Source organism: Nocardia sp. NPDC055050, from assembly GCF_053608345.1.
This window is the reverse complement of record NZ_JBSGVG010000074.1, coordinates 1-15935: the sequence shown is the minus strand read 5'-3', so window position 1 is coordinate 15935 and position 15935 is coordinate 1. Positions and strand designations below refer to the sequence as shown.

Sequence of the window (15935 nt, the reverse complement as noted above, 5' to 3'; positions counted from 1 at the left end):
AACCACCCTTATGCCCATCACACTGTTGGGCCCCCCGGGGCGCGAGCACCGCGCCCGGTGCGCCGAACCCGCAACCGCTCACCCCTTCCGGCCTCTCTCGCCACGGCCGCCCCGCCGCTGACGCCGACCGAGGCGCGGACAATGTTGCCCGATGTCGTGGCACCGCAATGTAGTCGGACTACGCTGACCGCCATTGCCGCCCATCGATGCATTGAGGGGATCAAGCGTGACCAGCAGTGAATTCGCGTACACCGGGTGTGACAACCTGGAGGCGATGACCGAAGCGGTCAATTACAACAAATTTCTGATCGACTGCGTAGATAAACATGTCACGTCGCCGGACCTGCGCATACTGGACTTCGGTGCCGGTCGGGGCACCTACGCCGATATGCTGGCCGAGCGGCAGATCATCCCGGATTGTCTCGAACCCGACGCCGAGCTGCAGAAGCTGCTGCTGTCGAAAGGCTACAAGGTCGTCGATTGCGAGGCCGAGCCGTCCGAAGCCGAAATGTACGGTCTGATCTATTCTTTCAACGTTTTCGAGCACATCAAGAACGACCAGGAAGCATCCGAACACCTGACCTCGCTGTTGCGGCCCGGGGGGACGCTGGTGATCTATGTGCCCGCGCTCGAGGTGCTGTTCACCTCGATGGACACCAAAGTCGGGCACTACCGGCGTTATCGCCGGACTCAGCTCAACCGCATTCTCCGTAACGCGGGTCTGGAGATCGTGGAGTCGCGCTACTGCGACCCGATCGGCTTCTTCGCCACCCTGGCCTACAAGTTCGCCGGCAGCGACGACGGCACGATCAACACACGAGCGCTGAAGCTCTACGACCGCGTGGTGTTCCCGCTCAGCAAGCTCCTGCAGGCCGTCACCGGCAAGCTGTTCGGCAAGAACGTGCTGGTAGTCGCCACGAAGGCCTGATACCCCGTCGCCGTGACGAAGGTGGTCCCGATGACCCTGGAACAGGTCATCGGGATCCGTTGCCGCGCTGGGCTATCGATGGTTCGCGATGCTCGGTGACGCCGGGCGCTCAGTTCGTCCGGCTGCCCACCGACTGCGCCAGGAAGGGCCACGACGAGCGGAGGTCGTCCTCCCAGTATCCCCAGGAGTGTGTGCCGACAGGGCGTTCGTCCAGCGTGACCGGAATGTTCAACTCGCGCAGCCGGTTGGCGAGGTTGACGGTGCAGAAGTGCACTGCCGCCTCGATGGGGCCGCCGAAGGCGAGCTGGACCGGGAGCGGGATCCTGCCGTCCTGGACACGCGCGTCCGCCGGCGTGTCGTGGGGTGCGCCGGGGATCCCGGTGCCGGTGCTCAGATAGACCTCGGTGCCGCGCAGCCCTTCGGCGTTGACGAGCGGATCATTGGCACGCCACAGGGGACCGTTGCGTGGGCCCCACATGTTCTCGATGCTCTGCCCGCCACCCCAGTTCTCGACCGTGATCCGGACGAATTCCTGGCCGATGGGGTCCGAGGTCTGCGCGCAACCGCTGAAGGACGCCACGCTGTTCCAGAAGCCGGGCTTGGCGATCGCGAGGTTCAGCACCGAGGTGCCGCTCATCGACACACCGACCACGGCGCGATTGCCGTCTGCCCGGAGGAACCCCTCGATCACCGACGGCAACTCCTCGTTGAGGAACGTCTGCCATTTGTTGCGGCCGAGCACCGCGTCGTCGCGCACCCAGTCGGTGTAGTAGGAGCTGGCGCCGCCGACCGGGGTCACGACGTTGACGTCTTTGTCACGCAGGAAACTCACGGCGTCGGTCTGCGCGTCCCAGCCGCTCTGATTCGGGCCGCCCTGGGAACCGTTGAGCAGATACATCGTCGGCCGCGGGTTCTCGGTATCGGCGGCTCGGATCACCTGCACCGGAATCGGCTTGTCCATCGCGGGCGAGAAGACGGTCACCAGCTGGCGTCTGCTGTCGATATCGACTGCCGAGACCACCCCGGCCGTCTCGGGTTGGGCGACAGCGACGCTCGGCGACAGCCCGGCCGAGGCCAGCGCGCCCACCAGCGCGGCGCTTACCGCGGCCGTACGGATCGATCGACGTGTTCTTCTCACCAGCGGGAACCTCTCGTCTACCGGATGCACTGCTCGAATCAGTGCGGGTCACCCCACGGCGGACGTGAGGCATGAAGAGAGGTTCGGACTGCACCGGCCCGCGGTTTGGTGGAGCGGCCGAAATTCCGCGGGCACAGATGTGGGCGCGGGTCAGCGGCCGAGGAACTCCTCGATCGCGGGCCAGGTGGTGTCGGCGGCGGAAACCAGTCCGAGGTGTCCGCCGCTGACCTCCACGAACTCCACCTCGGCGGCGTTGGGCAGGACATCGAGGCCGCGGCGCACCGAGGCGGCGGGCACCACCACGTCGCTGGGGCTGCCCGCCAGCAACACCCGGCAGGTGACCTTCGACAGTTCGATCACCAGATCCGAGCGCAGTCGGATCGACCCGCCGGCGAGTTCGTTGCGCAGCACCAGGCTGCGATAGATCTGCCAGTACGAGCGGCCCGGGTAGCCGGGCATGGTGGCCATGAACCGGTCGGTGGCCTCCATCCTGGCCAGCGCTTCGGTGTCGAAGGCGTTGCGGGCCAGGAACATCGGTTTGGCGAGCTCGCGGTCGAAGGCCTGGATCCGGAAGCCGAGCCGCACGAATTCCTGCGGGATGCCGCCCATCACCTTGGTCGCCACGGCCATCTCGCGACCACCGGTGACCTTGGCGACCAAGCGCAGCGGGATCAGGAACGCGGTGCGGGCCTGGTCGATCGGCGCGGCCAGGCAGGTGATGGAGGCGATCGGCAGGTCGGCGTGGGCGGCGGCGGTCAGCAGCGCGAGCACACCACCCAGCGACCAGCCGATGATGTCGACGCCACAGCCGTCGTGTTCCGCACTGACCCGCGCGATCGCCTCGGGCAGGATGTCCTCGGTCCAGTCCTCGAGGCCGAGATCGCGGTCGGCGTAACCGAATTCGCCGTAGTCGATGACGTAGGGCTGCCTGCCCTGGTCGAGCAGGAAGCGCACCAGACTCTGCCCGGGCCGCAGGTCGAAGCAGGCGGTGGTCACCGCGAGCGGCGGCACCAGCAGCACCGGATTGCCCTTCGCCCGCGTGGTGCGGTCGTAGCGCTTCAGGTGCCGGTGTGCGCCGTCGTACACCGTCGTCGACGGTGCGGGGCGGTAGGACTCGAGTCCACCGCCGAACGACACCGACCACACATTGCGCACCGCGCGCGGCAGATCGGCAACGATCCCCATCGGTAAACCCCTTACCTCACCAGTTACTGCCTGCCGGCAGACCCACTATTCCTTATCTTACCAGCGAGTAAGTTGTTGCTTCAGGCTGCGTGACGAGCCTTGTTCACTGTGCGCTCCCTGCCGTGACCGGCCGACGAGGCCGTGATGGGCCGCCCGAAGAGGACCCGGAGCACGACCCGCGCGAGGGCGCCGAACCCCCGACGGCCCGCGGGCAGCGCGAGCACGCTGCGCACCGTCCGGGTCTGCGACGGTGTCACCGCGACGCCGGTGAATCGGTCGTCGAGCCAGTTCAGGCTCAGCGGCGTCGACAGCGGCAGCAGCGAGATGTGCTCGCTCGCCCGATCGCGCAGGTAGGTCACGTGCGCGCCCTGCTCGCGGTAGCGCTGCACCAGCGCGTCGATATCGTCCACCGCGATGATCTGGTCGTGCACGGCTTGCACCACCAGCAGCGGCACCGAGGGCGCCCGGTCCCCCAGCGTGAGATCGGCGAAGACGGCCAGCATCGCCTCCATGGCGAGCAACTCGGCGATCGGGGTGCCGCTGTGCCGGTCGACGTTGTAGCGGGCCAACCGCAGCACCGCGGCGGCGGTCGTCGACTCGGCGGCCTTGTCGAGTACCGCGCGACCCTCGTCGCTGAAATGGGTGGCGACGAGTTCCTCGAACGCCGGATACACCCGGCGCAGGGCGGCGACGACGAGGGTCGGCAAGCCCGCGTGCAGCCCGCCGTTGAGGCGATGGAAGGTCGAGACCAGATCGCCCACCGGGGAGCCGAGCACGGCGCCTGCGATGTCGAGCTCCGGCGCGTAGGTCGGCGCCATCTCCGCAGCCCACGCCGTGGCCAGCCCGCCGCCCGAATACCCCCACAGCCCGACCTGCGCCTGCGGGTCGAGACCGCCGGGCTCGAAGGCCAGGGCCGCGCGGATGCCGTCGAGTGCGCGGTAGCCCGGTTCACGCGGCGCTCCCCATGCGCCGAGCATGCCTTCGTGATCCGGAATCGAGATCGCCCAACCCCTGGCCAGCGCATCGGCGAAGCACAGCTGTTCGACGTGCACGAAGGTACCGACGGCGCGAGAGCCGCGCCGCAACGCGTAGGACGGAAACGACCGCGGCGAGATGGCGTCGATCGCGCACTGGAACGACAGCAGTGGGGCACCGGGCGCGACACCGCCCCTCGGCGTCACCACGGTGGTGACGGACGCCTCGGGCATGCCGTGGAGATCGGTCGTGCGATACAGCAGCTGCCAGGCCCGCACCTTCATGCCGATCACACCGAACGCGGCGAGCTCGACCGGCCGCGAACGCAGGATCGTGCCCTCGGCAAGGGTCTCGAACCCGGGCCTCGGCGCGAAGAAAGGATCCTTGTCCGGGAGCACGGCGGCCGTGGGCGCGGACCAGCTTTCGGCCCTCATGCGGTCCTGCGCGCGGGCTCGCTGCGGTAGCGCGACACCGGTCCGTCGATACCGAGCAGCTGCCAGACGCGCTTGGCGACAGGATTCATCAGGCCGATGTCGGTCGCGAGCGCGCGGACATCGGTGAACACATCCCGCTTGATATGGCGCGAGTGGTCGTTGCGCCAGTACGCGTCTCGCATCACCTCGCCCGGAATCCCGAACTTCTCGGCGAACTCCTTCGGTGGTGTCGCGATCATCGCCAGCATTACCCGCATGATGATCGGGAAGGCCACGGACAGGACGGTTTTCGACACGACGTTCATCGTGGGCACGTTGATCCGAAGATATTCGTGCGCGAACGAGATGTGCCGGGCCTCCTCGGCCACGTGGATCTCCATCACCCGGTGCACCATCGGATGTGGGTCGGTGCCGCTGCGCAGCAACGCCTTCTGCAGGTGATCGATCGGCTCCTCGCCACCGAGCACCAGGGCGAAGAAGAATCCGGGGAAGAACTTCACCGCCGGCCAGATGATCAACGTGAGCTTACGATCGACCGAGCCCATGCCGATCACATCGCGATAGCCGATGCGATTGATCATCTCCTGGAACATCATCGTGTGGTTGCACTCTTCGGCAGCCTCGTGCGTGATATAGCGGAATTCCGGATCACCGTTGGGCACCGACGGCAGGTACTGCATGAGCCCACGGATGAGCAGCTGTTCGAAGTCGATGCCGACCTTCGCGATGCAGGCTTGGCGCCACAGTCCCATCGCGATCCGCTTCTCGACAGGCTGGGCCTTGTACCAGGGGTGACGGCCGAGCGGGTCCACCTCGGGCAGGATCCAGCGCGGGTCGTCGGAATGCACGGCGAACTCGGGCGAGTCCCAGTCGATGTCGACGTAGGGATCGAAGTGTTTGGTCACCGAGCCTTCGGACAGGCTCTGCAGGACCTCGTGGTAGCTGGACAGCGTCATCGGTGTCTCCTCGGTGCGGTTCCACTACCCAGTTTAGTGGTACCAGCGGTACCACACAAGGGTTGACGCTACTGCGTGTTACATCTAATTTTGCGCCGTCAGTTCGGCGATCGACGTGCGCGGATCGAGCGTGACGCCGACCTCGCGCAGACTGGCGTCGATGATCGCCCAGATGGCGATCTGCAGGTAGGACGACAGTTCCGCGGCGTCCATCGGCTGCATCGACCGGCTCAACCACCGGTTCACACTGCCGTCGACGAAGCTCACCAGGCCGAACGACATCGGTTCGGCCACCGCCACCGGTGCGGACTGTGCCCGCAGCGCGCTTTCGAACACCTCGCGCACGGTACCCGCGATGGCGATCTTGGTCCCGGATACGATCGGCGAGTTGTGATCCTTGCTGGCACCGGATCCTGCGCCGAGGAAATAATGCAGGCGCGGATTGGTCGCGATCCAGCCCACGTAGGCGTCGACGGAACGCGCGATCGCCTCGGTGACGGTGCCCTCGGGGTTCAGGGTGGGGGCGAGTACCGCCATCAGGTCGTCGATGATGCGGGTGCGCAGCTGCTCATCGAGGTCTTGGCGGTCTTTGAACAGGCGGTACAGCACCGAGCGCGGGACGCCGGCCAGATCGGCGATCTCCTGGACGCCGACCGAGGCGCCTTGGGCCTGCACGGCCGCGAGGGCGGCGGCGAGGATGAGTTCGCGACGGTCGGCGCGGTGACGGTCCCAGCGGCTGGCTCTGCCGTCGGTGCGTTGTGCGGTCACGTCATCTCCTTCACCGGGTCCGTGCGGTGCAGATGCCGGTTCGGCGCTCTGCTGAATACCACGCTGTGCTGAATACAACGACGAACTGTAGTCCAGCGATTCCACCGATCCGGCCGCGCACAGGCACCGGCGATCGCCTGGGCGCCGGGCGCTTGCCCGACGCCCGGGGCGCTCACCCCTGTGCCGCGGCGTCGCGTGGCAGGCCGAGCATCCGTTCACCGATGACATTGAGCTGGACCTCGGTGGTGCCGCCGTAGATGGTGGTGGCACGGCCCGCGATCAGCTGTTCCATCGCGTGATCGCTGCGCTCACCGGGCACCGACACCACGCCGGCGACACCGAGTTCGGCGACGATGTACTCCGAAATCGATTGTCCCAGGGCCATTCCCAACAGCTTTCCGACACTGGACGTGGTGGATACGTCGATGCCGGACAGCTGCTTGAGCACCACCCGTGAACTGATCACGTCCACCGCTCGGCTCTCGGCCATGAGTTCGCCGAGCCGGTAGCGCGCGACCGGCGAGAGATCGCGGCCGATCGCGAAGCGCAGCAGGTCGGTATCGGTGGCGTAGGCCTCCATCTTCTGGCTCAGCGCCACCCGCTCACCGGCCAGTGTCGTCCTGGCCACATGCCAGCCGTCGTCGACCGCCCCGACCACGTTCTCGTCGGGAACGAACACCTCATCGAGGAACACCTCGTTGAACAGCGCCGATCCGGTCATCTCCCGCAGCGGGCGCACCGTGATCCCGGGGCTCGACATGTCGAGCACGAAGTAGGTGATGCCTTCGTGCTTGGGCTTGTCGGGGCTGGTGCGCGCGATCAGCATCGCCCAGTCCGAGAACTGCGCGACCGTGGTCCAGATCTTCTGTCCGCTCACCCGCCAGCCACCGTCGACCTTGATGGCCTTGGTGGTCAGGCTCGCCAGATCCGAACCCGCGCCCGGCTCGCTGAACAGCTGACACCACACCAGCTCGCCGCGCAGTGTCGGCACGACCAGTTCCTGTTTCTGCCGTTCGTCACCGTGCGGAACCAACGCGCCGACCGCCCAGGTGCCCATCAGCAACTGCGGCATCTGGATACCGGAGGTCTTGATCTCCTGCGCGATCACCACCTGTTCGAGCGGCGAGGCCGAGCGGCCGTAGGGCCGCGGCAGGTGCGGGAGATTCCAGCCACCGTCGCCGAGCGCGACGAGCTGGTCGTCCTCGTCATCGATCGCCGCGATCTCGGCCAGCTCGGCCCGGACCGCCGCCCGGATCCGCTCGGCTTCGGCGGGCAGTTCCAGCTCGCTCGACAGCGTCAGCCCCGACAGCGCGTAGCCGGCCACCGCCTCGGCTCGTTCGTCACGCGCGCCGAGCTGCCCGCGCAGCGCGAGAGCGCGCCGGTAGTACAGGTGCGCGTCGTGCTCCCAGGTGAAGCCGATCCCGCCGTGCACCTGGATGCACTCCTGGGCGACCTGCACCGCGGCGTCCGGGATGATCAGCGCTGCGACAGCTGCTGCATACTCGGCCGTGTCGTCGTCGCGATCGAGAGCATAGGCAGCGTCCCACAGCACGGCGCGCGCCTTTTCCAGTGCGATGCCCATCTGGGCACACTTGTGTTTGACGCCCTGGAACTGACCGATCGGCCGACCGAACTGCACCCGGGTCTTGGCGTACTCCGACGCGGTCGACACACACCACGACATCACGCCGACCGCCTCGGCGCCGAGCACCACCGCGGCGAGTGAACGCACGCGCGCCGCACTCACCTCCAGCACCCGATCGAAGGAGACCTCGACCGAATCCGCCTGCAGCCGTGCCGAACCGCGCAGCACGTCGATGCCGTCCTGCGCGCTGACGGTCAGTTCGATGTTCTCGAAGACGACCCACCGCTGTTCGCCGGCCACCGCGACGGGCGCGATGACGACATCGGCCGACACCGCCCCCAGCACACCGTCGGCCGTTCCGCTGACGGTCAACGTGCCGTCGGTGAGCGTGCCGGTCAGGTTCGAGGTCAGGGCCACCGCGCCGGTGCGCGACCCGTCCGCCAGCCCGGCGATCCGAGCCAGGCTCGGATTGCCCTCGGCGCGAATGTCATCCGCGGCGGCCAGCACCGCGGCGGCGAGCACGGTCGGCACGAACGGCCCGGTGTGCAGGCCACGCCCGAGCGGTTCGAGCGCGACGGCCAGCGTCAGCAGACCGGCGCCCTGACCACCGAGATCCTCGGCGATGTGCAGGCTGAGCAGATCCTGGGCAACGAGGCCGTCCCAGAACGGCAGGACTTTGCCCGCGTCGGTCGACTCGACCGCGGCCCGGACGACCTCGGCGGTGATGGTCCGCTCGACGAAACCGGCGACCGAGTCGGCGAGGGCCAGATGGTCCTCGCTGACACCGACCCCGAGCTCATAACTGTTGCGCGCCATGGCTAGTTGGTCTCTTTCAGCTGGGCGGCCACCTCGTCGATGGTCCACGGTCCGTCGGTCTCGACGGTGCGCACGTCGTGCCAGCCGGCCAGCTCGACGATCGCTCCGCCCTGCACGGCGAACACCTTGCCGGTGATCGCGCAGTCGGCCTCGGCGAGATGGGCGACCAGCGGGGAGATGTTGGCCGGGGAGAACGCGTCGAACTCACCCTCGGGCACCTCGGCCGCGAACAACGCGCCCATGCCAGGGGTGGCCAGAGTCAGGCGGGTACGCGCGATCGGGGCGATCGCGTTCACGCGTACGCCGTAGCGTTCGAGTTCGTCGGCGGCGACCAGCGTGAGTGCGGCGATGCCGGCCTTGGCCGCACCGTAGTTGCCCTGACCGGCGTTGGGCATGAACGTGCCCGAGGCCGAGGCGGTGTTGATCACCGACGCCGACACCGGGGTACCGGCCTTGGACTGTGCCTTCCAATATGCGGCGGCGTGATGCAGGGTGGCGGCGTGGCCCTTGAGGTGCACCGCGATGACCGAATCCCACTGCGACTCGTCCATGCCCGCGATGAACGCGTCACGCAGGATGCCCGCGTTGTTCACCACGATGTCCAGCGTTCCGTACTCGCTGACCGCCTGGTCGACCAGCGCTTTCGCGCCGTCCCAGGTGGCGATGTTGTCGGTGTTGGCGACCGCGGCACCGCCGGCGGCGACGATCTCGTCGACCACCTGCTGGGCCGGGCCCGCGTCGGTACCGGTGCCGTCGTTGGCGCCGCCGAGGTCATTGACCACGACCTTGGCGCCTTCGCGGGCGAACAGCAGCGCGTGTTCGCGGCCGATGCCACGACCGGCGCCGGTGATGACCGCGACACGACCGTCGAGTTTTCCCATGAGTCTTGTCTCCTAGTTGATTTCGACGCGACCGTCGGTGATCGCGATCTGGCCCGCGGCTTCGGTTTCGAAGGCGTAGGCCAGCACGCCGGGATCAGCGGATTCGGTGGGCCAGAAGGTGGTGGTGATGTCCTGGCCGGGCAGCACCGGCTTGGCGAATCGCACGGCCAGCCTGCGCAGGCGCGCGGTGTCGCCGCCTGCGAGTTCGGTCAGCGCGGCCCACGAGGTGAACGCCATGGTGCACAGACCGTGGTTGATGATGCCGGGAAGCCCGGCCATCCGGGCGATCTCGTCGTCGAGGTGGATCGGCATCGGGTCGCCCGAGGCCGGCGAGTAGCGGAAGGTCTGGTCGTCGTCGATGTGGGCGGTGACCGACGCGGCCGGATCGCCTGCCCGATCCTCGTCGGTGATCCGGTGGGTGGGCGCGAGCTCCCCTTCACCGGGACCGGCGTCGACCTTGCGGAAGAACGCGGTCATCCACTGTTCGTTGACGAGCTCACCCGCCGCGTCGCGGGTTTCGGCGTAGATGACGACCGTGGAGCCGTTCGGGCGGCCCACGTAGCCGATCGGCTTGGCCCGCACCACCAGTTCGTCACCGGCCCGGATCGGACGGTGGAACAGGAAGTCCTGCTCACCGTGGACCAGCTTCATCAGCAGCTCCACCGGCGCGACCGACAGCGCGGCGGGCGCCATCGAGGTGAACACCGGCACCACCGCGAACACCGGCGGCGCGATCTCGCCCGACAGGTGCGCTGGGACCGGATCATTGGTCGCCGCGGCGTATTGCGCGATTCGTTCAGCAGTGACCGAGAACCGCTCTTCGTCGGTCCACCCCCCCAGGGCGGAGCCGTCGAAGACGACTCCGGCCGATTCCGAGGTGGTCATGCGGCCGAACCGACGAGCTCGGTGAACTTGGCCATCGACTCCTTCAGGTCGGCTTCGGCGTGCTTGGCGACAGCCTTGCCGATCGGGCCGACGATCATCGCGCCCTTGAAGCTCGCGTCGAACGCGGCCGAGGAGCCGGTGTCGGTGGCGTCGACCTTCAATGCGAATTCGATGGTGACACCGGCCATGCCGGCGCCGGTGATGCGCAGGAACGAGTTCGGCACCACTTCGGCGACGGTCCACTCGATCTTGTTGGCCATGTTCATCACCGACACGACCTCGGTGAAGCGTGCGCCCGCGGCGAGCTCGGCGGGCAGATCGCCACGCCAGCCCTGGTGGATGGTCAGCCATTCCTCCCAGTTGGCGAGATCGCTGAGCCGGGCCCAGGCCAGCTCGGGCGCGACGGGAAGTGCGGTGGAAACGGACACAGATGCCATGGGGTTCTCCTGGTGTGATTCGGTAGGGGAAAGTCAGCGGTTGGCGGGGCGGTAGGCGGTCACCACGACCGCGCCACCGAGACCGATGTTGTGTTGCAGGGCGATTCGCGCGTCGGCGACCTGGCGGGCGTCAGCGGTGCCCCGCAGCTGCCAGGTGAGTTCGCTGCACTGAGCCAGACCGGTCGCGCCGAGGGGGTGGCCCTTGGAGATCAGACCGCCCGACGGGTTGACGACCCACTGGCCGCCGTAGGTGGTGGCGTTGTCGTCGACGAGCCGGCCGCCCTCCCCCGGCGCGCACAGGCCCAGAGCCTCATAGGTCAGCAGTTCGTTGGTGGAGAAGCAGTCGTGCAGCTCGATGACATCGACATCCTCGGGCCCGAAACCGGCCTCGGCGTAGACCGCTTCGGCGGCAGTGCGCGACATCGAGGAGCCGACCAGGTTGATCGCGGTCGGGCTGGTGAACGTCGAGGCGAGGTCGGTGACCATCGACTGCCCGACGATCTCGACCGCGCGGTCGGCCAGGTTGTTCCGGTCCACGAAGTCCTCGCTCGCCAGGATCACCGCGCCGGAACCGTCGGAGGTCGGCGAACACTGCAGCTTGGTCAGCGGGCCGTAGATCTGCTTCGCCGCGAGGACCTCCTCGAGGCTGTATTCCTTCTGGAACTGCGCGTACGGATTGTTCACCGAGTGCTGGTGGTTCTTCACGCCGATCTTGGCGAACTGCTCGGCCGTGGTGCCGTAGAGCTCCATGTGCTCCTTGCCCGCGGCACCGAACATGTACGGCGCGGGCGGCATCGCGAACTCCTGCAGCTCGGCCAGCGCCAGGAGGTGCTTCATCATCGGCTGCTCACGGTCGTCGTAGGTCGAACCGAGCGAGCCGGGCTGCATCTTCTCGAAACCCAAGGCGAGGGTGCACTCGGCGAGCCCACCGCGCACCGCTTGCGCCGCCAGGTAGAGCGCGGTCGAACCGGTCGAGCAGTTGTTGTTCACGTTGACCACCGGAATACCGGTCAGCCCCAGCTCGTAGACCGCGCGCTGACCCGAGGTCGACTCGCCGTACACATAGCCGACATAGGCCTGCTGCACCCGGTCGTAGTCGATTCCGGCGTCGGCGAGCGCCTTGGTCCCCGCCTCACGGGCCATGTCCGGATAGTCCCACTCCCGCGAACCCGGCTTCTCGAACTTCGTCATGCCGACGCCGACGACGAACACCTTCTGTGTCATGAACGCACTCCCGTGTGCCGTGTGTCCCGAATACCTGAGACACGGTGTCCATGTAATTTAGGTTGGACACCGCGTCCAGGTCAATACCCCGGCGAACACAGCCCGCACACGACAAGGGCCGCACCGAGAACGGTGCGGCCCTGGGGTCATGCTGCCGAGGTCAGGTCTGTTGACCGAACCGGCGTGGTTTCTTCGCGCCCATGATGTCGGTCCACCACGATTGCAGCGGGCTCGGTTCGGGCCAATGAACGGTCGGGTCCTCTTCCTCGGGGTCGGCGGGTGGCACGTCGGACGGGTCGTCGTCGAGATCGCTGGTCATGCAGGTTCTTCCTCGAATCGATCGACGGCGCCGCAGCGGGGAGACGAGAGAAGGATGAGCCAGGACTCGAGGCCGGGTGCGGCGACGACGCGTTGGTCGCCGCTGGTCCACGGCTGACCTGTATGCGTTCAACCGTACACGCCGAGGATCAACCGTCGGTATCAATTCACGGCTCTCCACCACAATGCGAGTCACGTTCTGCAGCAACCCGTTTCGTGCACTCGGCGATTCGCACTGCTAACGTGTCCGCATCGCCGAAACGCCGGGCAGCGAGTCCGGTTTCGACCGAACTCACGTGCGCGGTGCCCAATTGTGGTGCGGCGCACTCGGTGTGAGGGCTGGTCGCGGCGAGAAGTCTCGTCGGAGAGACCGGCGAGGACCCGGCCACCACGGCTCTTCGGTCGGTACAGACGACAAAGGAACCGATGACTCCGACGCTCGCGGTCTTCTTGTTCTCCATCGCAACACTGGTCCTGCTCGGCGCGGTCGCTGTCGCGCTGCAGGCCCTGCGCAACGAACGTCAGATCCGCGCCCGCCTGGCGGCGGCCGAGCGCGATCTCCATGCCAAGAACACAGCGATGGAACAGATGTCGCTGGCCCACGCGGAGGAACTCCGGGCGTGCGAACACGACGCGGCACTCGCCGACCGCGCGGCCGAACAGCGCACCGTGGCACAGGTCGAGGCGGCACACGAGGCGACGCGCGCCCAGGTCTCCGCCGACGCCCGCGCCGCCACCAGCAACGCCGTGCGCGCGTTCGGCACCACCGTGGTGAGTCTCGGCGCCGACGTGGGCCAGGTCGTGAGCAACGCGCTGCGGGAGAACCGCAACGACGAGGTCTACGCGACGCTCACCCGGATCGACCACACGGTCCAGCAGATGATCCGTCAGGCCCAGGCCTACGTCATCGTTTCGGGCGGGCTGCCGGGCAGGCGCTGGCCGCAACAGACCGTCGGCGACGTGGTGGGCGGCGCCACCGGCCGGGTGCGCGACTATTTGCGCGTGCGCACGGGCCACTGCGAACTAGTGGTCATGAGCCGGGCGGTGGAGCCGCTGGTGCACACGGTCGCGACCCTGCTCGACAACGCGCTGCGCTACTCGCCGCCGTCGTCGTTCGTCGACATCTCCTACCAGCAGGGCCATCACGGGGTCACCGTGATCATCGATGACGCGGGCGTGCGGATGAGCCACGAGCAGATGGAGGAGGCGCGCCAGGTGCTCTCGGGCGAGCGCGTTGTCGACATCAACGCCCTCGGCCCGTCACCGCGGGTCGGGTTCCCCGGTGTCGCCGCGCTCGCGCGCCGTTACGGCTTCGCCGCCTATGTCGACGGACCCAATATCTACGGCGGCACCAGGGCGATGGTGTTCGTTCCCGCGGCGCTGCTCGTCACCGCCACCGAGGTGCACCGGCCCAAGCATGCCGAGGCGCCGGAACCGGTCGCGCCACCACCACCTGTCTCCGAGATCAGCGCGTCGGCGCCCGAGCTGGACGTGGCCGAGCTCGACCGCACCACCGGCGGGCTGCCCAAACGCACGCGCCGCACCGTGGCCCCGGCCGACGAGCGCGCCGACACCGGCGAGGTGCTCGCGCGCCCCGAGCTCGCGGCGGCCTGGCACAGCGGCTCCAGACACGGCCGCGCCGCGGCCGCACGCTCGACGAAAGGGCACGACAGCTGATGAGTACTCCGATCTCCAACAGCACCAACCGCCTCGCGTGGCTGCTGGACGACCTGGCGCTCGACGGCGTCCGCTTCGCGGTGTTGTTATCCGAGGACGGCCTACGCGTGGCGCACTCGGGCGCCATCTCCATCGACGACGCGGAGCGTTTCGCGGCCGCCGCGTGCGGGCTGCGCTCGCTGGGCAAGGTGCTCGGTGAGTTCTGCGGCGGACTGGCGAACACCGTGCGCCAGAACATGACCGAATACGACGAGGGCATGGTGCTGATCACCGCCGCGGGCGCGGGCACCCTGCTCGGCGTCGCCACCACCGGCGATGTAGACCTCGCGCTCATCGCCCATCGCATGAACGAGCTGGCCGCCAGGGTCGGCCACGAACTCGGCGCGTCGCCGAGGCACCGATCCTCGACTCAGGAGTACTCGCTGTGACACTGGATGTTTCGCCGGACTCGCGCAGCGGCCAGGACCGGGTGCCGCTGTACTCGCCGGAATTCGCCGCCGACCCGCAGAGCACCTACCGCGAGATGCGGCACCGCTTCGGTTCGCTGGTACCGGTCGATCTGGTGCCCGGGGTCCCCGCCACCCTCGTGATCGGCTACCGCACCGCGGTACAGATTCTCAACGATCCCGACCATTTTCCGGCCGACCCGAAGATGTGGCAGCGCGACATCCCCGCCGACTGCCCTGTCCTGCCGATGATGCGCTACCGCCCCAACGCGATCCGCACCGCCGGCGCCGAGCACACGCGCCACCGGCAGGTCACCGTCGCGGGCCTGGCGGGTGTCGACCTGTACCAGCTACATCGCACCGTCGAGCAGATCGCGATGCCGGTGATCAACTCCTTCTGCGCGGACGGCCGCGCGGATCTGTTGAGCCAGTATGCCTTTCCTGTCATCTTCGCCACCATCAACGCGATGCTCGGTGTGCCCGCCGATATCGGCGGGCACATCGCGACCGGCATGGCGCAGATGTTCGAGGGCGGCGACACCGCGGCCAGCGGTACGCAGATGATGGAGGACGCGCTCTACGACCTGGTGCGGCTCAAGCAGAGCGAACCCGGCGACGACGTGACGACCCGGTTGGTGCAGCATCCGCAGCGGCTCACCGACGAGGAGCTGATGAACCAGGTGCTCACGATGTACGGCGCGGGGATCGAGCCGATGCTCAACCTGATCCTCAATACGGTGCGGCTGATGCTCACCGATCAGCGATTCGCGGGCAGCTTGCTCGGCGGTAGCCTGTCCACCCGCGACGCACTCGACGAGGTGCTCTACACCGACCCGCCGATGGCCAACTTCTGCACCACGTATCCGCGACAGCCGATCCTGGTCGACGATGTGTGGCTGCCCGCGCATCAGCCGGTCGTCATCAGCATGGCCGCGTGCAACAACGATCCCGCGATCGGGACCGGCGATTTCCTCGACAACCGCGCGCACCTGGCGTGGAGCACCGGCCCGCACGGCTGCCCGGCGAAGTCCCCCGCTTACCTGATCGCCCAGGAAGCCATCGACCAGCTCCTCGACGCGCTGCCCGAACTCGAGCTCGCGGTGCCGCCGGAGGAATTGGTCTGGCGGCCAGGGCCTTTCCACCGGGCGCTGGCGGGCCTGCCGGTGGTGTTCCCGAGCACCGCACCGCTGGTGGTGCCCGGCAACTGAATCCCCTCGCTCGGCCGACCCGCGCGGGGCGGCCGAGCGAGTTCGGGGCTACGCGCCGGGGATGTAGGCCGGCA

General features: G+C 67.8%; 15 protein-coding genes. 4 read left to right on the top strand and 11 right to left on the bottom strand.

The window, feature by feature from the left end:
* Positions 1-226 precede the first annotated feature (226 nt).
* Complete coding sequence (locus ACWGCN_RS35190) at positions 227-928, top strand: methyltransferase domain-containing protein (RefSeq protein WP_452460127.1); 702 nt, start codon at positions 227-229, stop codon at positions 926-928.
* 109 nt (positions 929-1037) lie between these two features.
* Here ACWGCN_RS35190 and ACWGCN_RS35185 read toward each other — a convergent pair whose 3' ends face one another.
* The 11 genes from ACWGCN_RS35185 to ACWGCN_RS35135 form a co-directional block, all read right to left on the bottom strand.
* Positions 1038-2015 (bottom strand): alpha/beta hydrolase, encoded by a 978-nt coding sequence (locus tag ACWGCN_RS35185; protein WP_452460129.1) that lies wholly within the window; start codon positions 2013-2015, stop codon positions 1038-1040.
* A 201-nt stretch (positions 2016-2216) separates the two neighbouring features.
* Positions 2217-3251: an alpha/beta fold hydrolase gene (locus ACWGCN_RS35180; protein ID WP_452460126.1), complete on the bottom strand. Its 1035-nt coding sequence runs from the start codon at positions 3249-3251 to the stop codon at positions 2217-2219.
* Positions 3252-3331: 80 nt separating this feature from the next.
* On the bottom strand, positions 3332-4660 hold the full coding sequence (locus ACWGCN_RS35175) for a lipase family protein (RefSeq protein ID WP_378989813.1): 1329 nt from the start codon (positions 4658-4660) through the stop codon (positions 3332-3334).
* On the bottom strand, positions 4657-5616 hold the full coding sequence (locus tag ACWGCN_RS35170; protein WP_379314992.1) for an AurF N-oxygenase family protein: 960 nt from the start codon (positions 5614-5616) through the stop codon (positions 4657-4659). Before ACWGCN_RS35170 ends, ACWGCN_RS35175 begins: the two co-directional genes overlap by 4 nt.
* A gap of 84 nt (positions 5617-5700) precedes the next feature.
* Positions 5701-6384, bottom strand: coding sequence for a TetR/AcrR family transcriptional regulator (locus ACWGCN_RS35165; RefSeq protein WP_378630881.1), 684 nt, complete (start codon positions 6382-6384; stop codon positions 5701-5703).
* A gap of 172 nt (positions 6385-6556) precedes the next feature.
* Entirely contained in the window at positions 6557-8785 is a 2229-nt protein-coding gene (locus ACWGCN_RS35160; protein WP_452460125.1) for an acyl-CoA dehydrogenase, read from the bottom strand.
* 2 nt (positions 8786-8787) lie between these two features.
* Positions 8788-9666, bottom strand: coding sequence for an SDR family oxidoreductase (locus tag ACWGCN_RS35155; protein WP_378630878.1), 879 nt, complete (start codon positions 9664-9666; stop codon positions 8788-8790).
* Between the two features lie 12 nt (positions 9667-9678).
* Positions 9679-10551, bottom strand: a complete 873-nt coding sequence (locus ACWGCN_RS35150; protein WP_452460124.1) for a MaoC/PaaZ C-terminal domain-containing protein — start codon at positions 10549-10551, stop codon at positions 9679-9681.
* The gene (locus ACWGCN_RS35145; RefSeq protein ID WP_101462898.1) at positions 10548-10988 is read right to left on the bottom strand and encodes a type II toxin-antitoxin system Rv0910 family toxin; all 441 of its coding nucleotides are present in this window, start codon (positions 10986-10988) and stop codon (positions 10548-10550) included. Before ACWGCN_RS35145 ends, ACWGCN_RS35150 begins: the two co-directional genes overlap by 4 nt.
* A 33-nt stretch (positions 10989-11021) precedes the next feature.
* The gene (locus ACWGCN_RS35140; RefSeq protein WP_379315210.1) at positions 11022-12212 is read right to left on the bottom strand and encodes a lipid-transfer protein; all 1191 of its coding nucleotides are present in this window, start codon (positions 12210-12212) and stop codon (positions 11022-11024) included.
* 160 nt (positions 12213-12372) lie between these two features.
* Complete coding sequence (locus tag ACWGCN_RS35135) at positions 12373-12531, bottom strand: hypothetical protein (RefSeq protein ID WP_378989807.1); 159 nt, start codon at positions 12529-12531, stop codon at positions 12373-12375.
* A gap of 425 nt (positions 12532-12956) precedes the next feature.
* Here ACWGCN_RS35135 and ACWGCN_RS35130 point away from each other — a divergent pair, with 425 nt between their 5' ends.
* From ACWGCN_RS35130 to ACWGCN_RS35120, 3 genes are read left to right on the top strand one after another with little or no spacing between them, the layout of a single operon-like run.
* Positions 12957-14207 carry a sensor histidine kinase gene (locus tag ACWGCN_RS35130; protein ID WP_378989805.1) on the top strand — a complete coding sequence of 417 codons (1251 nt, stop codon included), beginning with the start codon at positions 12957-12959 and terminating at the stop codon, positions 14205-14207.
* Positions 14207-14635, top strand: a complete 429-nt coding sequence (locus ACWGCN_RS35125; RefSeq protein WP_378989804.1) for a roadblock/LC7 domain-containing protein — start codon at positions 14207-14209, stop codon at positions 14633-14635. The genes ACWGCN_RS35130 and ACWGCN_RS35125 overlap by 1 nt, the downstream gene beginning before the upstream one ends.
* A gap of 2 nt (positions 14636-14637) precedes the next feature.
* Positions 14638-15861: a cytochrome P450 gene (locus tag ACWGCN_RS35120; protein ID WP_378990013.1), complete on the top strand. Its 1224-nt coding sequence runs from the start codon at positions 14638-14640 to the stop codon at positions 15859-15861.
* Positions 15862-15935 lie beyond the last annotated feature (74 nt).